We start from the raw sequence: 21,449 nt of genomic DNA, 5'->3' as shown, positions 1-21,449 counted from the left end.
ATTAGCGACTCCTCGTTTTCTTGCGCTTGTCTGCGGCTTCCAGTGCCAATTCAAGGCAACTATCGAAAAGTTCGATGGCCAACAAATATGTGCCGGAATCCTCCAGGTCTTTCGCAAGCGTCGCGTCTATACGAAAACGGATTTCGAAGAGTGGGCCATTCTTGAATTCGACCATTTCGAAACTGGTGTCGTCAGGTGTGGCCGCATATAACGTTTCAAATGCAGCATCACAGAATTCTTGCTTCAGGATTTCAGCAACGACAACATTATGACTAGTCGCTCTCCGGTAGCGCTCATAATAGGCTTGATTATTGGAAAAGACGGCAATCCATTCCGGCGTATCTTGGTTGCTGTTTCTGTTGTAGATCGTGATCATTATTATCTCCTTTTGCGTTCTAGGTTTAAAGCAGTTATGGATCAATCAGTTCGCAGAATGGCGTTTCTTCATGAAATTGCGTTCGACCCGTTTCGTGCCTGCAACCGTCCCAATGCCGCGATGATGCAAGCCCGTTTGCGAACTCGTTTCGTCGTCATTTGAGGTATTGATCTGGGAAAACATCGCGATCAGACTCAGATCATCAACGGCATCGGTATCTTCACGGGATGAAATCGAGTTCTGATTGGAAGCGGAACCGTTTACTTCATTGTAGTAACGAATGACCGCATCAGTATCACCACGGAATGCTATCAGCTTCAGCACTGTTTTAATCTCGGATACCGACTGCTCCACCGACAACATGGAATCTGACAGTTCATGAATCCGGGACAGCATGCTATCGGAAGCGTCTTCGTTACGTTGAGACTTGCGGATCAGATGCATAAAGGCGTCGCCCTTACTGATGCCACGTAAAGCTCCCCAGTTGGAAAGATATGCGTCCGCGATTTCCTTATCTTCAGGTCTCAGCTTCAAACCAAGCGTTGACCACTTGTCCTCCTTAGTCGAAATTTGTTTAGCCATAATATTCGTCTCCTGATGCGCTACAGTTGGTCATCAGGTTGAACAATTTTATATAAATAAAATGAGGTTGGAACCGGATACCAATAAGTATTTAACGCTTATATTCTTAATGTTGGCCACCGGCGGCAAGAAAGTCAAGGTGTTAACACTAAGATTTCGACCACAAAGTCTGGGGTTTCGACCTCTATTAAGCTCGATGCAATCGACACAGGCACATGCAATGCGTCCTGTGTAAGCTCAATGCCCAAACGGGGCATCCATCCATTTCAACCCCGATGTCGATATGAATCTCATGGGAAATCATGAAGAAAATATCGGACATCGAACTTCATCAAAATCGACATCAATATTCACCCTATCCGATGTCAAAAATTATCAACACCGACACCAACAAAACCCCATCGACACCGAGAGACAAATCACGGAAACCTATAACCAGAAATCGACATCAAACACTGGCACACCATGACGACAGAAATCATAGATACCTGGAACGCAAAGACCTTCACTGAAGACATCACTGAATTCCTGAAAGAGCATTCAGAAACGATCATCCGATTTCATCGTTACGAACAGCAGACCAACGATCATCTGGAACGCCTCCAGCGATATGAACGTCGAAATCGAAATCCCTTCGCGGACAATTACAGTCGAATTCGCGAAGATCTGGCCGACTTGATGTCTAGCAAGACAATTCGCGCGTTCCACTACACCCGCATGGTCGACTTCGAGGTCGAGGATGTTTTTGCGAACGGGTTTTATGCGCCTACCACAGAAGACTCATTTGTTCGCTTGTCGGAACGGGTTGGACGTCTTGTAAGTGCTGGACATCTGACTATCCAAGAAGGTGATCGCATATTCTCATCTTCACCGCTGAATGATCCCGAGCAATTGCGTGCTCGACAGGGTTTCTGGATGACCACTGGCGCTTTCCGTCCCGGGGACAGTTCAGTCCGCCTGCTCTTGGACAACTGGGGCGGCGAGGTCGGGTATTTCTGGATAGACGAGAGCCAAGATCCTGATCTGCTGACACGCGTGCAATCTATCGGCCATGGACGCATCTTCGAAATTGCCGTTCCTCTTACGGATGGAAATGGTCAGCCAATTTTCGGTTGTTATTCTGCCGCCAAAGACATCGTGAACGGTTTCGCTCAAAGGCATGGCTTCCAAACCGAAAGGCTCGGTTTCGATCTTTCGATTAAGACCGCACTACCAGCTTCTGCCGTCATTGCTGTCCATACCGAAGGCGATGAAAGCTACGCGACATTCGGAGTTAACGATCCTGACCGTGAGATCGCTGGATAATCCAATGTTGACACGAAGGTAATGGTGCGAGCTGCATATGCTCGGTTAAGTGGAAGCCGTCGTCATATTTCCCGTTGAAGCCTGCTTGAATTAGCGCTATCCAAATCTCAGGGGATGGGGTTTAGCATGGCACTGTTACGAAGAATGCGACAGGGATATCGAGCGGCAAGCGCGGTCTGCTTGATTGCGTCAGCGGTGGCCTTCTATTCGTCTTCGCAGTTTGCCGCTTTAAAACTGGCGTTAAATTATTGGGATCCATTGGCGATAACAGAATATCGCTTGAATCAGCTGACGACCAACGACTTCATTGCTGAAATCGAGGAATCACTCGCGGAAGACGATGTCGCCGAGGCTGGTAACCTTGTTGCCCTTGCCCAGGAACGCGGCCATGAAATCCCTGCTGAACTCGTAGAAAAGACAAAGGAATCCGTATTCCAATTTGGACTACGCAATCTGACCGAGTTCATCAACGGTGCGAAAACAGGGGAAGCTAACTCTGCGGCGGCAATTGGCGGAGCGTTGGCAGCCGATTATGTTGGCGTGGGGGATGTTCGGGACATCTATAATGAGGGAACGCACATTGTCATGGGCGAGGACTACGATAAGATCACACTCGGCCTCTCACTTTTTGGATTGGCTACGGTCGTCCCCGGTTCCGGAGCCGTCGACATAGGCGCATCCGTTGTGAAAACGGCCAACAAGGCGGGCAAACTCTCCAAACCACTTCGAAACCGTGTTGGAAATCTGGCATCCGAGTTGGTCGATGTGAGCGCGCTCCGGAAGGGACTTTCTGAAGTCAAGCTTCCAACTTTCCGAACACCAGCTATCCGTGAAGTACGGTCGACTGTTTCGAATTTAAAATGGTCTGACGTCATGAAGGGCGACTTCTCGGGCTTCAGTGCCCTGATCAAGAGCATGATGCCCATTGACGCCAGCGCTGCCAAAATGAGCTTCAAGGGTGCAATTAAGCCGAATGTCGCTTCCGAAGTGGGAACACTTGTCAGCAATGCCACTGTGATCACCAAGGTCGGCGGAGTGAAGACAACCTTTCGGGTGCTGGAGCATGCCGACGATGCCAAGGATCTTTCGCGGTTTACTAAGCTGACATCTAAGTTCGGGGAACAAACCTCTGCAGTCGTCAAAATACTGGGCAAAACGGCTATCAAACTGGGCAAACTGGCATACTGGCTAGCAGCACTGATGATTGGCGTTCTGGGGTGGGTTTTGTGGGCGGCGTGGCTGTTGTTTTCCCTCACCAGAGGTACGACGCGATTGTTTGTCAGAAAAGCAGGTAAGGCATGAAGTTCGGTAAAAACAAATCGACATTAGCTTTGATCGCGACTGGTGTCGGGGGAGCCGCTGTTGCAGGCTTCGGGCTTTCATTGGGACGCGATATTTACAAAGGCACGAAAAAGAATGGCGGCAATCTGTTGCTATTGCTCGCTGTCATCTTTTGCCCTTTCATTGGCGGCCGAGGTCTGGTCAGAGGACATGACCGTGGCGTCCTGGGCACCCTCTTTCTGACTTATATCGGCAGCATCCTGTTGATTGCGATTGGCTTTATCGCGGCATCCTTCCTTGCCTTCCAAGGCCTTGCTGTCACTTCGAAAGAAATCGAGGCAGGTGGCGTGATCATGTTGGCTATCATGATTGGCGCTGCTGTTACCGCTTTCCTTGCTGGAATTGGCATGCTGACTGGATTGTATCAGCGTCCTAAGCGCCTCCGCGCATTCGCCATCAATCGTCATAACGAGCGCTTTCTAAGCGATAACGGGTTCACCGAGACCGAAGGCAAGGACATCACGCATTACGCGCCAGACGGCCAAGCTTTGCGGTTTCTGGAGGCTCATCCAGGTAAGCTGGTTTTTATGGCTGTTGGCAAACGCGGCAAACGTGCTTTCATCGACCTCGATGAAGACGGTAGGATGACGTCGTATACGGGCGTTGTCTGATCGAGTGGTTCGGAACTGAAAGAGCATTTCATGGATTTCGAACACTCGTCAAAGACGACGCCCAAACCCATCCAAAACTGTTGCACTTCCGCCACACGGAATCTTTTTGACAAAAAGGTGTAAATATCTCGGCGTTTGAAATGTATCTACATTGGCGAGCGATCCTGCCCGCGATTTCGATCAGGAGTATCCATATTTGGATCGTATCAAACGCCCTTTCGTAAGCCTGCCCTATCGCAAGCGCCGCGATGCCTTCATTCGCTGGCGATGGCGGATTCTAAAGGACACCCCGATTTATGGCGGACTGTTCACTAGCCAATTGCAATTAGATGAGCAGGATGACAGCTCGGATTGGTTCGATTTTCTATTTGTTGGCACTGACGGTCAAACCGTTTGGAATGCCTTCATTAGTACCGCCCGTGCCGCGTTTCTCGATGCTGAACAGTCGGAACGTTTCGATACTTCCGAAATCTACGAGTGTTTCAAGATCAACCGGAGCTTTCCCAACGAGGTCGGCTTGGACATCGTTGTCGACGAACCTTTCATCGACCGCAGAGTGATTGAAAACGCCATCCTTCACTTCCAGAGGTTAGGCGAGATCGAGTGGATTAATCCCGTCCCAGTGCCGCGAGAACATCTACTGCCTGAAAAGGGGATCTCGCATGGATGAAATGAACGTCGGCAAAGTGGGTATCTTCTGGTTTGTGCAGTGGCAGGGCCGCGTCAGGCTTCTGTCTGCTTCCTGCCCGATTGCAGAAGGCGAGCCATATGGCGATATGATCACTTACGGCACCGGGCATTATACTACCTGGAACCGCTGGCGAAAATCCAAGGTAGCGCCATTGGAAAGAGGCATTACTAACGCCTTCGAATATGAGGAATGGCCACGCGGCCGCGTCTCATATTGCCGAAACACGCGCAGATTTCTGCTCTTATGTGATGGGAAGATCATGCGTGAAGATTTGTTGTCCTTAATAAAGGGCGCGTTCGAGCTGCCCGAAGAGCAGGTTACAGTTGATGGCGACCCACATTATCGAAGTGTTGAAAACTTGCCTTGACTGACAATCAAAACAGATGATCGATATAGCAGGGCTATTGGGGGAAATATGAAAATCTGCATCCATCGCGGTAGCGATCAAATTGGCGGCTCTTGCGTCGAGCTGGAGCACGACGGAGCAAGAATTCTCATTGATTTAGGACAACCGCTCGATGTCGAATACGAGGACGCCGAACTACCTACCATATCCGATATTCACAACGTTCAGGGCGTCGTTCTCAGTCATGGGCATCGGGATCATTGGGGATTGTTGCCAAAGGTAGATAGGCAGATTCCTGTCTATCTGGGGCACAAAACCCTATCCATTTTAAAGGCTGCCGAACCATTTGTGCCAGGCGGCTATGCGCCTCCGAATGCCATCACCTATTCACATAAAAGAACATTTGAGATTGGGCCATTCCAGATCACACCGCATCTCATGGATCACTCGGGTTTTGATGCCTACAGCCTGGTTGTAGAAGCTGGGGGAAAACGCGTTCTCTATTCAGGCGATGTGCGCGGACATGGTCGGAAAGCCCGGATGTTTGAAGGCTTCATCGACAATCCACCTAAAGCCATTGACGTGATGCTGATGGAAGGATCCAGCCTTGGGCGATTGACCGCATCAGAAAGATTTGAAACCGAAACCGAGATTGAAGAGCGCCTGCGAGAAGCGATTACGAGAACGTCCGGGATGCTGTTGGTTGCGTGTTCCGTCCAGAATATCGACCGCGTGGTGAGCGTCTATCGAGCAGCTAAACGGAATGGTCGTCAGCTACTGGTTGATGCATACGGAGCCGAAGTTCTGAAGGCAACAGAGACCGCGTCTATTCCAAAGCCATCAGATGGCTGGGACGATGTGAAGGTTTTCATTCCGCAATTTCAACGACGCCATCTTGTTCGCAACGGGATCGCCCATTTGGTCGACGGCTACAAAGGTCGCCGGATTTATCCCGAAGGGCTGACGAATATCGCTTCGAGCTCAGTAATGATCGTTCGTCCGTGGATGATGACCGAACTGTCTCAGATCGGCGCTCTGGAAGGCGCGCGAGCTATCTGGTCGCAATGGGACGGATACTTGCAGGAGGAATCCGGAACAAAGTTTATCGCTACTTGCAAAGCATTAGGTGTTCCTATGGAGACAATCCACACATCGGGCCATGCCGATATTCAGGATTTGCAGCGATATGCAATTGCCGTTTCCCCGAAGAGGCTGGTTCCTATTCATACGTTCTTCCCGGAGCGGTTTTCCGAACTCTTCGAGAATGTCGTTCCCTCAAAGGACGGTGAATGGCTGCAAGTGTAACAATCAATGTACAATGTTGGTGAAACATCCAAATATGGGGGCTGAAATGCGCATTATAATTCCATGTCTACTGGGGTCCATGGTAATCTTTTCGAGCGCCGCGTTCGCCGCTCCGATATCCCTTAAAGGTTTGGATTGGTCGATGGACTATTCTGATATGATCAACCAGTTAAATTCCGATGGCTACCAGTGCATTGGCGAGACAAACAGTTTATTTAAGAAAGGGACACCGGAGGGAGATAGTATAAGAGCTTATCTTTGCACAAAGGGTTCCGCTCAAGTTCGGATTTCTACAACTGAGATTAGATTTAATTGCTCCGCATTTGATATGTGTGAACATCCTGCCGACGATGTTGCTCAACGATTGGTCAACACCGGTAAAATAGATGAATTATCTCCGAGCATGAACCAGGACGAGGTAATGTCCATATTAGATCCGACAAACAGTGTATCCACTCAGTGGTGTGGAGTTGGTAACGACGGAGACGGAGTTTGTGTGAGTGAAAACCCACGCGACGGAAATCTACGCTATGTCACCCTCAAAAAAGGTTCCATCGGCAAAAGCCTGAGCTTTGATTGAATCAAGAAACTGAGCTTGTACATACCCAAGAAATCTAAGAAGAGAAGCAGAGAATGAGTTCAAATAAACGCGAAGCTTTCAGACGATTTATAAAACCTGAGAATATGGAAATCCTCCATCGCCTAGCAACAGCAGGTGATGATAATTGGTTCAAAGATGCTCTTCAGGACAGTGACGTTTTCTTTGCATTGCGCGACAACCGTGTAGATGCCTATGCAAAGGGAGCGCTAGTGCACCGTATTGAGTTCAAGAATGGCAAAGCAATTCCCCATACCCATGTCAAATATTTGATCAAGGAACCCCAAAAATCACGGTCATACATATCTCTTGAAAATGAGGAATTTCGGTATACCCCCGCCGAAAGCATGCAGACGAAGTATGTGCCAGGCGAAACACTTAAATCTATCAAAGCGGCAGCTTTGTACTATTCTCCGCCATCAAGTGAAAGCTATGGCGTTTCGAGCATTCTCACGAAAAATCCGAACGTCATAGATATCGAATTTTCGCTGAAACAGAGTTCCGATGAATCGGCCGAGCCACCAGTACAGTCGGACAATGGGCCAAAATCAAAGCATGATCGCATTGATATTGTTCATCTGGAGAAATCGAAGGAGATTTACCGACTGGTTTTCTGGGAAGCAAAACTATATGTAAACCCAGACCTGTTCAATAATAAAATTATTGATCAGATAAATAGGTATTCTATTCAGATTAAACGCCATAAGCATAAGATAATAGATGCATACCGTGCCGTCTGCCAATTCCAAAACGATATTAATACAATGCGGTCAACCGAGCGCACCAATTGTGCATTACAGGGTATTGCAGATGGATCGATTGAGTTGGACTTGGACCCTGAACCACGACTAGCTATTTTTACATATGATGGCAGGCAAAAAGAACGCCTAATGGTGAGAGTAGAAATGCTTTCCAACATGCTCGGAAAAAATCGTATAAAAATGCACGGAGACCCGAGTAAGCTGACACTGAGATAAAGGATTCCGACCTTTATCGGCTATATCTATTTATTGAGGTCGACATTCCTCTTCTCTTTCGCGCAATATACCGCCGTGGAACCGACTGGACTCGGTTCTTTCGGCGGTTCAGTCTCGTGGACTGATCTTGCTTGCCAACGCAACCAATTCAGATTGCCTGTTGGTCTTCGTTTTTGAGAAGGCAAACTTCAGGTGTGTTCTCACAGTTTCATAGGACATGTTAGAGCAGTCAGCGATCTCTCTAAGAGACATGCCTCGGCAGAGCTTATTGACGATGTCGGCTTCCTTCGGTGTCAGCTTGAAAACCGTTCTGAGCATTTCGGGCGATGCGACGTTATCGTTATCGGGATCGTCCAGCAGAATTATTCCGATAGCGTTCGCGAAGAAATCCGGTAGGTTCCCGCCCAGGCGCTGTATGCGCAACATCAATGGGCTTTTGCCTTCTCGCTCGATCAGAACACGGCCAATTTGCTTTGGATCCGGTAAAAGCCATTTCTCGTCGACGACGGATTGCATTATTTCGCGTATTCGGGATGTTTCGTTGTGGCGTTGGGATTTCAGTTAGAGGTGGTTCGGGAAATCTGGACAGCGGAGATAAGTGGAATTTCTGCCTGACTTCGGCTTAGATGCCGAGAACAGGAGATACCATGACGAGACGACCACGCCGGAACCACAGCCCTGCTTTCAAGGCAAAGGTGGCGCTTGCCGCCATTCGAGGCGAGCAGACACTGGTGGAATTGTCCCAGCAGTTCGACGTGCATGCCAACCAGATTAAGCAGTGGAAAGACCAGCTCCTTGAGGGGGCGACCGGCGTTTTCGGTGATGAGAACAAGGCGGAACCGACAGGGCCAACCGTTGATGTCAAAACGCTTCATGCCAAAATCGGCGAACTGACGCTGGAGAACGATTTTTTGTCCGGTGCGCTCGGCAAGGCGGGATTGCTGGGCGGAAAAAAATGATTGACCGCGCGCACAAGCTGTCGGTTGCAAGGCAGGCCCGGCTTCTCGGCTTCAGCCGTAGCAGCGTCTACTATTCTCCACGATCAGTGTCGGACAGCGATCTGGCTTTGATGCGGCGGATCGACGAACTGCATCTCGACTACCCTTTTGCCGGAAGTCGGATGTTGCAAGGGCTTTTGAGAGGAGAAGGGCTGGAAACTGGGCGGCTTCATATCGCAACGCTGATGAAAAAGATGGGCATTGAGGCAATCTATCGCCGCCCGAACACCTCGAAGCCAGCGCCAGGGCACAAAATCTATCCCTATCTCCTGCGCAAGCTGGCGGTCACCCGGCCCAACCAGGTGTGGGCAATGGATCTGACCTATATCCCCATGGCGCGTGGTTTTGTCTATCTCTGCGCCGTCGTGGACTGGTTCAGCCGCAAGGTTTTATCGTGGCGACTGTCGATCACGATGGAAGCGGCCTTCTGCATCGAAGCGGTTGAGGAAGCGCTGGCCCGCTATGGCAAGCCGGATATCTTCAACACAGATCAGGGATCGCAGTTCACGTCCATTGACTTCACCACCGTGCTGAAGAAGGCGGAAGTCGCCATCTCGATGGATGGCAAGGGCGCGTGGCGGGACAATGTCTTCGTCGAGCGGCTCTGGCGGTCGATCAAATATGAGGAGGTTTATCTCCACGCCTACAAGACCGTGTCTGAGGCCCGCGTCGGCATCGGTCGATATCTGACCTTTTACAATAGCCGACGCCCACATTCATCCCTTGACCGGCAGACGCCGGATCAGGTCTACTTCAACGCGCTGACACCAATGATGGTGGCGGCATAATCGCGGCGGAAATCCACTTAACGAAACGCCCGAAACTGTTCAGACAAACCGAACCACCTCTGTTCGCGATTTGCAACCGACAGGTCCCTGCCCAGCATTGCTTCGGCATCCGATGTCACCTGAGTGACTTTGCCAAAACGGTCAAAGAAGATTGCCGCCACTCCAGCCATCTCATATGCATCGGCCATGCCGCCAAGTCGGCTTTCATGTAGTTGACGCATGAGATCCGCTGACATCATCAATCGCTCCCGCATCCGTGTGAAAATGGCGACTTCGTCTTCGTCGTAGAAATCCAGATCGAGCCGTCTATGCAATGTCAAAACCAGGAGGTCATCTGGAGCAGCATTCCAGCCAATCATGCATGTGCGACCAATGCCATACTTCGCTTGGAATTTGTAATATGCACTTTTCTCAAAGACATCCCTTGGCGTGTATTGCTGATCGCAGGCTGTCCCTCCCCTCTTCAGAAACGGCAAAGCCCGCAACCGCCATTCATTCGCATACCAGCCATCATTGAAATAGTCTTCGAAAGCCGCCGACAAGGATTCCGTATGTATCACCAGATCGGGATTCCGCTTCGATGCTGGAATGATATTCGCACCAAACGATCCCGTGGCATCCGCTATTCCACCAATGACTTCCTTCCACAGCGAGGTGTCAAAGGCAGCTTCAAGTGCTCTGTCGAGGGCGCTATCCAATTTTACAATGTCGATATCCATTCTGACGGTTCCCCAGTCCGTAATGCCCCGACGTACAGAATATATGAAAGTAGGTTGTCACGCACCTCACCCAATTGGGGGAGGAATTAACCATTGTATCCACGTAGACCATAATGCCTGAATGATATGCAAACTCTCAGTCTTCAATCAAAGAATAACAGCAAAATTAAATATTGGGAGGATCTTATGGCCAAAACTAATGTCGTACTTGTTACTGCTGTCTTATCGCTCACTATACAATCTGTATATTCGCAGGAAATTCAAGGATGTTCATTTGATACCCAGTGTAAAGGCGATAGGATTTGTGAACGCGGTATCTGTGTTCCACCATTCAATCCATCGAGAATATCAGTTTTACCCATACCACCAAGCCGTCAAGTACAAACACCAAACCAACAGGTTCAATTGCCGCAATCTGATCCTCAAAGAGAATTTGTTAGAGTACAGATGAAATGGTGCACTACCGATTGGGGTCATAATGAAGGCGCGCAAGAAGCGATCAATTATATTAATTCGGCCGTCTCGGCTGGCTATGCAAATCAAGTAAGTGCTGTAATAGGTATCATAAATAATATACCTATGTTAGGCGCAGGGGTAGCTGGAGAAGTTTTAAAACGTCCTCCAATTATCGACGCAGCCCGAGCACTTGTATTGGTAAACCCAGATATTGCTATAAAACTAGCACTAACCTGTCAGGCCCACAATGCTCCAATTCGCTCCCAACTTAACGCCCAACCGAACTTAGTGGCTGCATTCTTGAGAGGAGAGTTGGGATAACGAATAGGATTTCTTCGTCGCTGCTTCACCTACTTACCGAGATCTTCAATCCTCGTGTCTTTCGGCACAAAATACCACCATGGAACCGACGTCTTCAAAGTTTGAAGTGCGTTTTCCAACTTCGGTTCCTCTGCAACGTCATTTGACCAGAGGATGACTTCGATATCACCGTTGGCACCGTTCTCGGCTCTGAATGCACAGGACGCCGTCTGATAAGGTGTTTCCCAGTCATGAAGCGTGCTGACCCTGATCCAGCTTGCTTTATCGATCTCGATTTTCTCCGAGGTGTTCTTTGAAAACTCGGAGTCTTCTGTTCGGAAATCAGGCGAAGTCGCCGTGTCGGGGTTTATGAAATTGCTACCATAAACACCAAACAGTGTTTCGCATGCATGAGTAATAGCTTCGGGCGATAGTGGAATCTTCTTTGGTTTTGTATCGATTACAATCCCTGCATGAGCTGCATCCTCGACGGTCTGGATGGCTCTCGTTTCCTCGGAGTCAAACAGGATGTAATCGGTCAGGAACCGTCTGGAAATCTTTAACGCTTCCTGATCCGTAATCAGTGAGCTGACAATTCCAAAAGCGGCGCGCGTAAGAGCTGATACGTAATCTGCATCGTATTTTTTGCCGGATTCAAGTTTCACGTAAGGCGCGTGAAATCCAATAACAGCACCGGGCTCCATCATCCTTGACGGATGTCTGAAATCGCCCCATTGGCTACCGCCTAGGAATGCAATGGCGCAGGCCGAATGGCATTGGTCTCCCTTACGAACATAGGTCGCGAAACCATCAGCCATGAATGCATCATATAGCTGCTTGCCAGCCAGATAATTACCGCCAGGGCTATCGAGACAGATGCTATTGCCTGCATCGACGCCATCCCCATTTTTCGCGACGATGGCGTCAATTTTTTCATCGTCTCCCTTCACGATGGGGCCTGACAGCAAATATCTGCATTTTTTGGATTCAACAGGCCGGATATCGGCGGCCATCGCAAACGGAGCTGGCATCAAAATGATAATCGCAATCGTAGTCGCCAGAAATTTGAAACCCGATTTCATTGTCCGCCCCGTCTTGCTATCACCCCAAAGCAATATATGCAGCTTTACATGCTGATGAAAACGAGTTTCTGGGTACTGCACCTCTTCAATGCACGCAGAAGTCACATTGGTGTGATTAAGTATTTTCAGAGGTTGTAATTCAAGATTTGCTGAAGCTAACTGCGTTGGGGCATTATGGGGCGCGAGAGATTGCAATCATTTTTTGAAAAGCGAGTTGATTTCGAAACGCTCATGCGTCACGCTTTGATGTGCGATGACGAACTCGACAGAAGAATCGAAATCAAACAGTTTTATAATGGAAACCTGTCGCCTTCGTATGTAAGGCTCGATGCAGTGGGCCTTGGGGTCGCGAGCCGTATTAAATTGGTCGGCCCTGTCGTTGATGCTTTCGTTCGGCCACGGCTTTCACTTGACGATGATGCTGACCTGGTTTTCTTTTTTGCCATTGATCGGTTGCTAAAAGACAGAAATGAGCTTGAGGATTTCAGCAAGCAGTTCACCCGAGTTCCCGAACGTTCCACCTTGCTGATTGACATCGAAGGCAGGTTTGCGGGAAACATGTCATATTTGCTCATGCTCTTTGATCGGGCAAGCAAGCAACTCGCGAGCGAATGGTGTACGGCTGGCTATGATCCCCGAGTGCTTAATTTGCCATTGCAGACAAAATAGGCGAAAACTCCGGTCGAAGATGACGCCGACGCCGCATAGTCTCGATTGCGATCCGAACAATATGTCGGAGCCACCAACAATGGATGGCTTCCGACTGATGTGACGTCTATCCGAGAAGATGCGTAACCGCTCGGCCGACGAACATGGCCTCCGGGGCTTCCAACTCCTTAGCAATGGTCTTCAACATATCGAGCCGGATGTCGGGTTTATCGCGTTTAAAAAACGCCAATACCCATTCCCTGTCGGAGTCCGGCATCTTCTGTGTGAATTCGAAGATGTCGGTGCAATATCGCCTGCTCAGTTCAGAGATGACTTCGCTGAAAGTCTTCGACTGATCGAAGACCAGCCCTTCGACGATAGCCTTCTTTTGCCCATCAAGGGCATCGCCTCTATTTGGAATGAAGCCTCTTCGCTTTGTGAGCCATCGCAGAGCTTCAGCCGCATCCAGCTCACTACCGTCCAGCCTGAATCCTTCTTTGCTTAGGGATGCCCTCGCGACGGATTCTGTCATCCCAGCCAGAAGAGAAAGCTCTTTGATATTCAAACCACCTCCCTCGACGTTCATTTTGTATCGAGCGAAAAAGGTTTCCAGAACCGTGCGGAGTGGCGAGTCCAAGCTCGACATGAGCGGGGATTCCTGATTGTGGGTGTAGACAGGAAGTCCGCCATTCAGAAGCATCTCTGCTTCATACCAGTCTTCAGGTTCTATCAATTCGTGTCCGGAGAGCTGGTATGCGTAATCGTAGCAGCGCTGCACAATCGAATAAATGCGGTGTCGTTTGATGTCGAATGTGTCTTCGTCAGCGTTCTCGTCGCCGAGCATTTCGGAATACGCTTCCTTGGTAGTGAAGATGCCGATTGCTTCGATGGCAACCCAGATCGCCTTCCTGATGTCGGATTCGACCTGTTCCCAAGTGAATGGAATGTTTTTGCTCATGCGGCTTCTCCCAGCTTGAGGCCTGCAATCTGACTTTTCAGTTTTGTCGCTGCCCGGAGTAGTTTCTCTGCATCGGTTTTCGCAGATGCATGTTCAGGCAGTTTACGGCCAGTAAATACTGCAATTCGTTCAGCGTTGGCACCTGACGGATGCGGCATCCCAGCGAGAACATTCATTCTCGGCAACCGCCCCTTCCCTACCAGATGCAGAACAGCTTCTTCGGCCTTCGGTCCAAGCGGCAACCAGATGGCATTTGAGAGCAGCCGTGCTTCCTCAGCCAAATGGGTTTCTACCATGTTTCGGAGCGTTGGCGTCTTCAGCATCGAAGGGTTGCCCGCATAGTTCTTTCCAGCCACAAACACCGGATACCGCAACGCAGACGTGAAGTGCATGTCTGAAGAGCCGAATTCGAACAATGACGCCGTTGATTGAATGTTCAGGATATCTGCCACTCCAATGAAATCCAGCATCTCGACCAAGTTGGAGCGCATAGCTCCGCTGAAGCTGGCCGTCATCTTTACGGTGCGGAGGGCTTCCTCGATGGATTTGCCTGCCAGCTTTGCATCATTCAAGGCATTCAATGCGTTCACCGCCTGTGTCATCCCTGGAGTGATGCCAACGATTACCAGACGTGCTGAACGCTCAATGTGATCGAATGGTGCATAGCAGACCTGAATATTGCCATCTCTTTCAATGGAAAGCTTGGGATCGATCAAAATGTTGCTGGCGCTCTGGCCATCAATTTTGTCGAAAAATGCGCGTGCGATTGTGAGATCCTGAGCCAAGATCGTGTTCTCCAGTTTGTATGATGATAGACGATGATTAGTGCTTTAGGCGGCGTTTACGGCGGGCAACGGTAACGATTTGACCGCTATCCCCGACAATCACGTAAGAGCCGCGATACCGTTCCAGTTCGATTGCGAGACGATTATCAACTTCGGCAGCCATGCGAAGCGCTCGCCTGTCCAGCATGATGCTCTCAGCACCCCGAACAATCTGGCCAGCACCGTATTGAACGATGGCTTCTACTACATGCCGTGGGAATGCCCTTTGCTGCATTCTTGCGCTTGCGTGTGCTGTCAAGTTCATGTTGCCCTCCGCTTGGTTGATCTCGGTATATAACCGTGCAAACATGATGGCAAGTGCAAAGTGAGATAGTTATATAACTTTTTACCTTTTTGCCGTGGGCCAGATACTGTTTCCGCCGACAAACCTCTGAAATCCCAATGTTTTCGGTCGTAAGCGGTCTACTCGCTCACCAGATTTGACACATGCGCAAGCTCCCAACAGCATAATTGCCAATTATGCTTGTTAAAGGAGTAACACATGGCATTTAAAGAATTCGAAGATCTATATATCGCTGAGAAACCCAATCTGGCTGAAGCGTTGGCAACCGCGCGGGGTAAGATGCTGGGCATCAAGCCCGAAAAATCCAAAGGCCATTGGATAGTCGGCAACGATGCTATTACGTGGCTCTACGGACATATGTACGGCTTGGTTTCGCCTGAAGCTTACGATCCCGACCTAAAGAAATGGTCGATGTCCACGTTGCCAATCGTGCCTGAAAAGTGGCAGCGAACGCCGCATTCGCTATCTCAGAGCGTCCTCGACAAGAATGCTGAAGCCAAAAAGAGACAGGCATCCAAGCTTGCTCATCTTGCCCACGTAGTTAGCCTGCTGCCGAAAGCAAAGCGGATCATCAACGCAGGCGACGCTGAACGCGAAGGGCAGTTGTTGGTCGACGAACTGCTGGAAGAAAACGGCATTGACCCGTTTGGCTCGAAAATCGGCCGAGTTTGGGTGTCCTCATTTGCAGAGAAAGACGTCATAAAAGCTATCGAAGGCATATTCCCGAACTCCCAGAAGCGAAATCTCTTCAATGCCGCTGTCGCTCGTTCTAAGGCTGATTGGCTTCACGGGATGAATATGACTCGGTTCTCCACCATTGAGGGGAGAAAGTCAGGCGCTGACGGTGTCGTAAACATCGGCCGCGTGCAGACGCCAACTTTGAAACTGGTTGTAGACCGTGACCGCGAGATCGCGAATTTCAAACCAGTCGACCACTACCTGCCTCGGGCGACTTTCAAGCATGCCAATGGCGACTTCTCTGCGAACTTGGTGATCCCAGAGGATTTGAGCGGTCTCGATAGCGAGAGTCGTCTGATCGACAAATCTATAGCTGAAGCCATCACCAACAAGATTGCAGGAAAAAACGGACGTGTCATCGAATTCACGAGATCCGCCAAGTCGAAGTCCGCCCCTCTTCCATATTCGCTCTCAGCGTTGCAGTCCGAATGCTCCAGTAAGCTCGGATTGACTGCTCAGGAAACGCTCGAAGTCGCACAGTCTCTATATGAGCGCCACAAAGCTACGACATATCCGCGTTCGGATAGTCGATACTTGCCGAAATCCATTCTGGAAGGCGAGGCTCCACAGATTATGCAGAACTTGGCTGGCATCATGGAGCATAAGGATGCCGCGTCCGCTGCCAATATGAATCTGAAATCGAAAGCTTGGGACGACAGCAAGGTCAGTGACCACCACGGTATTATCCCGACTATGGACGCCACGGCATCCGTTATTGCGAAAATGACGCCGATGGAGCGCTCGGTCTTCTCACTTATCGCCAAAGCCTTCATTGCCCAGTTCCATCGTGATCATACATGGAATGCGTTATCCGCAATGATCGAGGTGGAAGGCGAAAAGTTCAAGGCGGCAGGCAAGCAGGTTACTAATGCAGGTTGGAAAGTCGTCTACGGTGCTAATGCGGTCGACGATGATGAAGAAGAAGGCGACAACGAAACGCAAGCGCTGCCAACTATGGCGAAAGCAGATTCCGTTTCTGTTGCAAAGTCCGATGTCACATCAAAACGAACGACACCACCGTCTGCCTTCAATGATGGCACGCTCATCGGCGCAATGGCAGCGGTGCACAAGTTCGTCACCGATCCGTCTGTGAAAAAGATGCTCAAAGACACATCAGGCATCGGAACGGAAGCGACGCGCGCCAACATTATTGAAGGCCTTCTTAAGAACGGGCTTTTGGTTCGAGCTGGCAAAACGAAGCTGACTTCCACCAGCAAGGGCGGTGCTCTGATCGATCAGGCATCGAAACTGAGTTCGGAAATCGTTTCGCCTGGTTTGACGGCGGCATGGGAAGAACGGCTGAAGGCGATTTCCGAAGGTGCTGACGACGCCGACAAATTTATCTCCGAACTCGTGGAAAGCCTAAAGACGATCATCCAGACGAAGAAAACAGCGGGCGGTTCGTCTTCGGGTGTCAAGATCGAGCCGATTGAAGGCCATGGTGAGACCTGTCCGAAGTGTAAGAAGGGTAAGATGGTTACCCGTCAGACAAAGGCGGGCAAACCCTTCCTGAGCTGTTCGCAATATTTTGGTAAAGACAATCCCAAGAACTGTGGTCATGCGTTCTGGCCGAAAGAGGAAGAGGATGTCACGGGCCTTGCTTGTCCAAAATGCAAGAAAGGCAAACTGGTATACCGCAAGACCAGAGACGGCCGTGATTTCCAATCTTGCAATCAGTATTTCGGTCAAGACGATCCGAAAAATTGCGGATACGCAGTTTGGCCGAAGGCTGATATCCCCGAGCCTGACGTCAAGGGTGGCAATAGCTCTCCTGCGCCAAACTGCACAAAATGCGGCAAAGGTTTCATGCTTGAACGAACGTCGAAAACGTCGGGGAAGAAATTCCTTGCATGCAACAATTGGCGCAAGAACGACCCTCTATCATGCGATGCCGTTCAATGGCTCAGTGAGCCATCCTATCGACCCCCTCGTCCTAAGTTTGGATGACCGTCAAAACGAAGCCAAATCCTTTTTATCTGGTTATGACGGCCAGCGTCCCTGACGACCTTCAATGTTTAAGCATTACAAGAACAAAACCCGAAGAATTCGCCATTTTTCAGATAATTCATATTGGCAATACGTCATTGGGTTGGTAATCCAGTAGCAATACGGGCTTTATGGGGTTCATGGGGGAAACATGAAGTTTAAGGGCGCAGCGCTGATTCCGTTGGCTTTTATGCTAGCGGGATGCTTCGATATGCAGCAATCGTTGTCGATCAACGAGGATGGTACGACTACGCTTGATATTGATCTTTCGGTCATGAAATCGGCATTGTCATTCGCGGAACAAACACCGGAAGGTTTCTGTTCAGGTTTGACAAGTCAAAAAGCATTGAGCGGCATTTCAATGAAAAATGACATGCAGGTCAACGACAACACGGTTACGTGTAAATGGCATATCGAGGGCAACACAGATCAACTAATCGCTGCTATGAACTCCAAACCCTTCACCCCCGAAGAAGGCGGTATGCTTCCTCATTTAACGAAAGAGGGAGATAATATCGTTGCTCAGGTCTGGGTATCAATGAAGGGCAACAATAAAGCGAATACTAGCGATTCAGACATGGATCGCATGCTTTCCAAGTCGCTTAATGGTCATACGCTTAAGTGGAAAATTTCTGGGCCAAAGATCATTTCTTCATCAGGCCCAATTTCTGACGATCAGAAAACCACCACTTTTGCCGTGCCTTTAAGTGACGTGATGGGAGGCAAACGAGTTGAGTATGTCTTCAGTGCCATTATTGAAGATAAACGCTCAATTTTCGCAAAAATTCGGTCGTGGTTTAGTTAATGCTATGAACAATATCTCCTTCGCGAGTTACAACATTTCAAATTAAAACTGAATATTTCTATTGGAATATACAGTAGGTATATTTATTTTCGGTTTATCAGGGGGGCCTGCATGCAATCGAAGTCCTTGTGGATCGCATGTAAGTCATGCGGCAAACAGATATCTATTGAAGCTAAGATGTGCCCAAACTGCGGCGCACGGCGGTCCCGTTATAAAGCCATTAAATGGCTTGGGGGCGGTTTATTGGCAATTGTGGTAATTGCGGCCATTGCGTCGCCAAAAAAGTCCACAGACAAAGCTGGCAGCATGAGACATACATCATCGCCCCAAACTGCTTTAGCTCTGCCTATAAGTCAGAAGAACTTTATTTCGGCCATAGATGAATTCTCACAACGATTTCGTTCGACGGCGAACGAGCTCCAGCAAAGTAGCCTTCGTGATGAGCGTCGTGTTGCGCTTATGTCGTCACTGGATTCGAGTTTAACGGTTAAAGGCTGGAAGGGAACGCTTAGCAGACTTGAAACGAATACAGATGGCCACGCAATCATCTCAGTACGTCTCTCTCCAGCAGTTGAAGTCGTCACATGGAATAACGCTCTCTCGGACCTGGTGGACAACACCATGATCAAAAAAGGCACTCCGCTTTACGGCCAACTATCAAAAATGACGCTTGGGGATGCCGTTGAGATATCGGGAAGTTTCCTTCGCTCGGAACAAGACGGTATCCGTGAAACTAGCCTAACAATCAGGGGAGCTATGACTGATCCTGAGTTCCTTTTCCATTTCAGCGATATATCAAAACAGCAGTAGGAGAGACTTAATATGGCAATGATTAAATGTCCGGAGTGTAGCAAGGATGTTAGTGATAGCGCGTTCAAATGCCCTAGTTGCGGTGTAGCATTGCGCAAACCACGTCGTGGTTTCATGGGTAAGCTCTTCAAATGGTCATTTATCGCTTTCAATCTCCTGATGGCACTCTGGTTCATCGTAAGCGGTCAGCCGATGGCGCTAGACTTGAAGTTCCAAGGCATAAGGGCTTCGATTTCGGTTACAGGCCAGGCTTTAGCGATGCGGCTCAGTGTTTGTGATAGCCAGTCGAGCGGATCGACGCTGTTCATTTTGCATGTCTGGAGAAGCGTGGCCAGTGTGGCCCAGGTCCGTCCGCCGCCCTCGCTTCCGGCAAATAGACTGTTTTTCCTCGTGATTGTCTGTGGCCTGATCGCACGCTCGACAATGTTGCTATCGATTTCGGCCCGGCCATCGGTGAGGAAGCGTTCCAGGGCCTCGCGCCGGGTGAGCGCGTAGCGGATCGCCTCGGCGGTTTTGGACTTGCCCGAGACTTTACCCAGTTCCTGTTCCCACAGGTCGAAGAGGCGGGCGACAATGGTTGCGGACTGCTCCTGACGGAACCTGGCACGGATGTCGGCATTCTTGCCGCGAACCTCATCCTCGATCTTCCACAATTGGGTCATGGCGATGACCGTATCCGTCGCAGCCTGCGAGATCCCGCCGACGTGCAGATCATAAAATTTGCGGCGCAGATGTGCCCAGCAGCCTGCGAGCTGTATCTGTTCATTGCGCCCAGCCCTGGCGTGCGCCTTGATCATGCTCGTATAGGCACCATATCCATCCACCTGCAGGATTCCGTTGAACCCGGCAAGATGCCGCGCCACGCATTCTGCGCCCCGACTGTCTTCAAAGCGATAGGCCACCATTGGTGGACTGTTCCCACCATAGGGGCGATCATCGCGTGCATAAGCCCAAAGCCATGCCTTGGTGGCTTTTCCAGAACCGGGAGCCAGAGTGGGCAAGGTCGTCTCATCGGCGAAGACCCTTTCACCTTCCTTGACCCGTTCCAGGATATAATCGGCGCATATCTGAAGCTCGAAGCCCAGATGCCCCATCCATTGCGCCATCAAACTCCGGCTGATCTCGACGCCATCGCGCAAATAGATTGCCTCCTGACGGTAAAGTGGAAGGCCATCGGCGTACTTGGAAACGGCTATATAGGCGAGCAGGCGCTCTGTCGGCAGGCCACTCTCGATGATATGTGCAGGCGCGAGCGCCTGAACCACACCATCATGGTTCCGGAATGCATATTTGGGGCGGCGTGTCACGATAACCCGGAACTTCGGGGGCACGACGTCCAGGCGCTCGGAGCGATCCTCGCCGATCAGGACCTTTTCCAGCCCCTCGCAATCAGCCGGAATCTCCGGTTCGATAACTTCCTCGATGCGTTCGAGATGAGCCGCAAAACCCTTGCGCGGACGTGATGCCCGTTTCGGCTTGTCTCTGGCCGCATCGTCAAGTTCGCTCTGGATCGCCGCAAGACCGGTTTCCACTTCCTCGAAAGCAAACGATACCTGTTCATCGCCAACACCAGGGCGTAATCGTTCGGAGCGCCGGCCGTGCTGGGTGCGCTGCAAAACCTTCATGATGGATGTCAGATTGGTAATCCGTTCGTTGGCGCTCTTCTCCACTGCCTCCAGCCGGGCAATCTCAGCTTCAGCAGCCTTCAACCGAGCTTCTTTCGCAGCCTGCTCATGAGCCATTGCGAGCACCATGGCTTTCAGTGCGTCAACGTCATCCGGCAGATCATGAGGGAGTAAATCCATGAGGCTGAGTAGAGCATAAAAGCGGCCATTTTCCCAACCTGAACTGCATCATGAATCATCTTGCCGCAGGCACTGTCACCCCGTCAGCAAGGGGCG

The 21,449-nt window shown here is 50.1% G+C and carries 23 protein-coding genes; 14 read left to right on the top strand and 9 right to left on the bottom strand.

All coding sequences use genetic code 11. The annotated features are described in order from the left end of the window. Position 1 precedes the first annotated feature (1 nt). Together ABDF71_RS24820 and ABDF71_RS24815 are read right to left on the bottom strand one after the other, a co-directional pair. A complete protein-coding gene (locus ABDF71_RS24820) occupies positions 2-376 on the bottom strand; it encodes a hypothetical protein (RefSeq protein WP_500061849.1) in 375 nt (124 codons plus the stop codon). Positions 377-421: 45 nt separating this feature from the next. Further along, positions 422-958: a hypothetical protein gene (locus ABDF71_RS24815; RefSeq protein ID WP_500061848.1), complete on the bottom strand. Its 537-nt coding sequence runs from the start codon at positions 956-958 to the stop codon at positions 422-424. A gap of 465 nt (positions 959-1,423) precedes the next feature. Here ABDF71_RS24815 and ABDF71_RS24810 point away from each other — a divergent pair, with 465 nt between their 5' ends. From ABDF71_RS24810 to ABDF71_RS24775, 8 genes are all read left to right on the top strand, one after another. Next, positions 1,424-2,263, top strand: a complete 840-nt coding sequence (locus ABDF71_RS24810; RefSeq protein ID WP_500061847.1) for a hypothetical protein — start codon at positions 1,424-1,426, stop codon at positions 2,261-2,263. Positions 2,264-2,389: 126 nt separating this feature from the next. Further along, the gene (locus tag ABDF71_RS24805) at positions 2,390-3,565 is read left to right on the top strand and encodes a transcriptional regulator (protein WP_500061846.1); all 1,176 of its coding nucleotides are present in this window, start codon (positions 2,390-2,392) and stop codon (positions 3,563-3,565) included. After that, positions 3,562-4,215 carry a hypothetical protein gene (locus ABDF71_RS24800; protein ID WP_500061845.1) on the top strand — a complete coding sequence of 218 codons (654 nt, stop codon included), beginning with the start codon at positions 3,562-3,564 and terminating at the stop codon, positions 4,213-4,215. The genes ABDF71_RS24805 and ABDF71_RS24800 overlap by 4 nt, the downstream gene beginning before the upstream one ends. 196 nt (positions 4,216-4,411) lie before the next feature. Beyond that, positions 4,412-4,885 (top strand): hypothetical protein, encoded by a 474-nt coding sequence (locus tag ABDF71_RS24795; protein ID WP_500061844.1) that lies wholly within the window; start codon positions 4,412-4,414, stop codon positions 4,883-4,885. Further along, a complete protein-coding gene (locus ABDF71_RS24790) occupies positions 4,878-5,273 on the top strand; it encodes a hypothetical protein (RefSeq protein ID WP_500061843.1) in 396 nt (131 codons plus the stop codon). Before ABDF71_RS24795 ends, ABDF71_RS24790 begins: the two co-directional genes overlap by 8 nt. 48 nt (positions 5,274-5,321) lie before the next feature. Then, on the top strand, positions 5,322-6,557 hold the full coding sequence (locus ABDF71_RS24785; RefSeq protein WP_500061842.1) for an MBL fold metallo-hydrolase: 1,236 nt from the start codon (positions 5,322-5,324) through the stop codon (positions 6,555-6,557). Positions 6,558-6,699: 142 nt separating this feature from the next. Beyond that, the gene (locus ABDF71_RS24780) at positions 6,700-7,137 is read left to right on the top strand and encodes a hypothetical protein (RefSeq protein ID WP_139975122.1); all 438 of its coding nucleotides are present in this window, start codon (positions 6,700-6,702) and stop codon (positions 7,135-7,137) included. 53 nt (positions 7,138-7,190) lie between these two features. Continuing rightward, positions 7,191-8,132 (top strand): hypothetical protein, encoded by a 942-nt coding sequence (locus ABDF71_RS24775; protein ID WP_139975121.1) that lies wholly within the window; start codon positions 7,191-7,193, stop codon positions 8,130-8,132. Positions 8,133-8,240: 108 nt separating this feature from the next. Here ABDF71_RS24775 and ABDF71_RS24770 read toward each other — a convergent pair whose 3' ends face one another. Continuing rightward, positions 8,241-8,648: a helix-turn-helix transcriptional regulator gene (locus ABDF71_RS24770; RefSeq protein ID WP_500061841.1), complete on the bottom strand. Its 408-nt coding sequence runs from the start codon at positions 8,646-8,648 to the stop codon at positions 8,241-8,243. Between the two features lie 131 nt (positions 8,649-8,779). Between ABDF71_RS24770 and ABDF71_RS24765 the strand changes: the two genes are divergently transcribed. Continuing rightward, positions 8,780-9,918 (top strand): IS3 family transposase gene (locus ABDF71_RS24765; protein WP_164844698.1). Its coding sequence is split into 2 segments (ribosomal slippage): positions 8,780-9,038 and positions 9,038-9,918, totalling 1,140 coding nucleotides; the frame shifts between segments, so codons are not numbered across the junction. A gap of 17 nt (positions 9,919-9,935) precedes the next feature. Here the strand turns inward: ABDF71_RS24765 and ABDF71_RS24760 are convergent. Then, on the bottom strand, positions 9,936-10,637 hold the full coding sequence (locus tag ABDF71_RS24760; RefSeq protein ID WP_500061840.1) for a hypothetical protein: 702 nt from the start codon (positions 10,635-10,637) through the stop codon (positions 9,936-9,938). A gap of 186 nt (positions 10,638-10,823) precedes the next feature. On the opposite strand from ABDF71_RS24760, the gene ABDF71_RS24755 reads away from it, so the two are divergent. Continuing rightward, positions 10,824-11,414: a hypothetical protein gene (locus tag ABDF71_RS24755; protein ID WP_139975119.1), complete on the top strand. Its 591-nt coding sequence runs from the start codon at positions 10,824-10,826 to the stop codon at positions 11,412-11,414. A 29-nt stretch (positions 11,415-11,443) separates the two neighbouring features. Here the strand turns inward: ABDF71_RS24755 and ABDF71_RS24750 are convergent, their stop codons facing one another. Further along, positions 11,444-12,475, bottom strand: a complete 1,032-nt coding sequence (locus ABDF71_RS24750; RefSeq protein ID WP_139975118.1) for a hypothetical protein — start codon at positions 12,473-12,475, stop codon at positions 11,444-11,446. Between the two features lie 189 nt (positions 12,476-12,664). On the opposite strand from ABDF71_RS24750, the gene ABDF71_RS24745 reads away from it, so the two are divergent. After that, positions 12,665-13,144, top strand: coding sequence for a hypothetical protein (locus ABDF71_RS24745; RefSeq protein ID WP_500061839.1), 480 nt, complete (start codon positions 12,665-12,667; stop codon positions 13,142-13,144). 106 nt (positions 13,145-13,250) lie between these two features. Here ABDF71_RS24745 and ABDF71_RS24740 read toward each other — a convergent pair whose 3' ends face one another. The 3 genes from ABDF71_RS24740 to ABDF71_RS24730 all read right to left on the bottom strand — a co-directional run bounded on the left by ABDF71_RS24740 (position 13,251) and on the right by ABDF71_RS24730 (position 15,170). Beyond that, entirely contained in the window at positions 13,251-14,081 is an 831-nt protein-coding gene (locus tag ABDF71_RS24740) for a hypothetical protein (protein ID WP_500061838.1), read from the bottom strand. Continuing rightward, complete coding sequence (locus tag ABDF71_RS24735) at positions 14,078-14,797, bottom strand: hypothetical protein (RefSeq protein WP_500061837.1); 720 nt, start codon at positions 14,795-14,797, stop codon at positions 14,078-14,080. Before ABDF71_RS24735 ends, ABDF71_RS24740 begins: the two co-directional genes overlap by 4 nt. Before the next feature lie 106 nt (positions 14,798-14,903). Further along, positions 14,904-15,170 (bottom strand): hypothetical protein, encoded by a 267-nt coding sequence (locus tag ABDF71_RS24730; protein WP_500061836.1) that lies wholly within the window; start codon positions 15,168-15,170, stop codon positions 14,904-14,906. A 237-nt stretch (positions 15,171-15,407) separates the two neighbouring features. Between ABDF71_RS24730 and ABDF71_RS24725 the strand changes: the two genes are divergently transcribed. The 3 genes from ABDF71_RS24725 to ABDF71_RS24715 all read left to right on the top strand — a co-directional run bounded on the left by ABDF71_RS24725 (position 15,408) and on the right by ABDF71_RS24715 (position 19,548). Next, on the top strand, positions 15,408-17,894 hold the full coding sequence (locus tag ABDF71_RS24725) for a DNA topoisomerase 3 (protein ID WP_500061835.1): 2,487 nt from the start codon (positions 15,408-15,410) through the stop codon (positions 17,892-17,894). A gap of 190 nt (positions 17,895-18,084) precedes the next feature. Continuing rightward, positions 18,085-18,738 carry a hypothetical protein gene (locus tag ABDF71_RS24720; protein WP_500061834.1) on the top strand — a complete coding sequence of 218 codons (654 nt, stop codon included), beginning with the start codon at positions 18,085-18,087 and terminating at the stop codon, positions 18,736-18,738. Between the two features lie 111 nt (positions 18,739-18,849). Beyond that, positions 18,850-19,548 (top strand): zinc ribbon domain-containing protein, encoded by a 699-nt coding sequence (locus ABDF71_RS24715; RefSeq protein WP_500061833.1) that lies wholly within the window; start codon positions 18,850-18,852, stop codon positions 19,546-19,548. Between the two features lie 185 nt (positions 19,549-19,733). On the opposite strand, the gene tnpC is transcribed toward ABDF71_RS24715, so the two are convergent. Then, positions 19,734-21,353, bottom strand: a complete 1,620-nt coding sequence (gene tnpC / locus ABDF71_RS24710) for an IS66 family transposase (RefSeq protein ID WP_500061165.1) — start codon at positions 21,351-21,353, stop codon at positions 19,734-19,736. Positions 21,354-21,449: the final 96 nt, after the last annotated feature.

This window comes from Ochrobactrum sp. WV_118_8, from assembly GCF_039631535.1.
Classification (GTDB): Bacteria; Pseudomonadota; Alphaproteobacteria; order Rhizobiales; family Rhizobiaceae; genus Brucella; species Brucella anthropi.
Note: the sequence above shows the minus strand (reverse complement) of the source record. Positions and strands in the feature narration are given on the sequence as shown.

Coding starts and splice junctions, on each gene's coding strand:
- ABDF71_RS24820 (WP_500061849.1), bottom strand. CDS start 376: ATGATCACGATCTACAACAGAAACAGCAACCAAGATACGCCGGAATGG.
- ABDF71_RS24815 (WP_500061848.1), bottom strand. CDS start 958: ATGGCTAAACAAATTTCGACTAAGGAGGACAAGTGGTCAACGCTTGGT.
- ABDF71_RS24810 (WP_500061847.1), top strand. CDS start 1,424: ATGACGACAGAAATCATAGATACCTGGAACGCAAAGACCTTCACTGAA.
- ABDF71_RS24805 (WP_500061846.1), top strand. CDS start 2,390: ATGGCACTGTTACGAAGAATGCGACAGGGATATCGAGCGGCAAGCGCG.
- ABDF71_RS24800 (WP_500061845.1), top strand. CDS start 3,562: ATGAAGTTCGGTAAAAACAAATCGACATTAGCTTTGATCGCGACTGGT.
- ABDF71_RS24790 (WP_500061843.1), top strand. CDS start 4,878: ATGGATGAAATGAACGTCGGCAAAGTGGGTATCTTCTGGTTTGTGCAG.
- ABDF71_RS24785 (WP_500061842.1), top strand. CDS start 5,322: ATGAAAATCTGCATCCATCGCGGTAGCGATCAAATTGGCGGCTCTTGC.
- ABDF71_RS24780 (WP_139975122.1), top strand. CDS start 6,700: ATGGACTATTCTGATATGATCAACCAGTTAAATTCCGATGGCTACCAG.
- ABDF71_RS24775 (WP_139975121.1), top strand. CDS start 7,191: ATGAGTTCAAATAAACGCGAAGCTTTCAGACGATTTATAAAACCTGAG.
- ABDF71_RS24770 (WP_500061841.1), bottom strand. CDS start 8,648: ATGCAATCCGTCGTCGACGAGAAATGGCTTTTACCGGATCCAAAGCAA.
- ABDF71_RS24760 (WP_500061840.1), bottom strand. CDS start 10,637: ATGGATATCGACATTGTAAAATTGGATAGCGCCCTCGACAGAGCACTT.
- ABDF71_RS24755 (WP_139975119.1), top strand. CDS start 10,824: ATGGCCAAAACTAATGTCGTACTTGTTACTGCTGTCTTATCGCTCACT.
- ABDF71_RS24750 (WP_139975118.1), bottom strand. CDS start 12,475: ATGAAATCGGGTTTCAAATTTCTGGCGACTACGATTGCGATTATCATT.
- ABDF71_RS24740 (WP_500061838.1), bottom strand. CDS start 14,081: ATGAGCAAAAACATTCCATTCACTTGGGAACAGGTCGAATCCGACATC.
- ABDF71_RS24730 (WP_500061836.1), bottom strand. CDS start 15,170: ATGAACTTGACAGCACACGCAAGCGCAAGAATGCAGCAAAGGGCATTC.
- ABDF71_RS24725 (WP_500061835.1), top strand. CDS start 15,408: ATGGCATTTAAAGAATTCGAAGATCTATATATCGCTGAGAAACCCAAT.
- ABDF71_RS24720 (WP_500061834.1), top strand. CDS start 18,085: ATGAAGTTTAAGGGCGCAGCGCTGATTCCGTTGGCTTTTATGCTAGCG.
- ABDF71_RS24715 (WP_500061833.1), top strand. CDS start 18,850: ATGCAATCGAAGTCCTTGTGGATCGCATGTAAGTCATGCGGCAAACAG.
- tnpC (WP_500061165.1), bottom strand. CDS start 21,353: ATGGATTTACTCCCTCATGATCTGCCGGATGACGTTGACGCACTGAAA.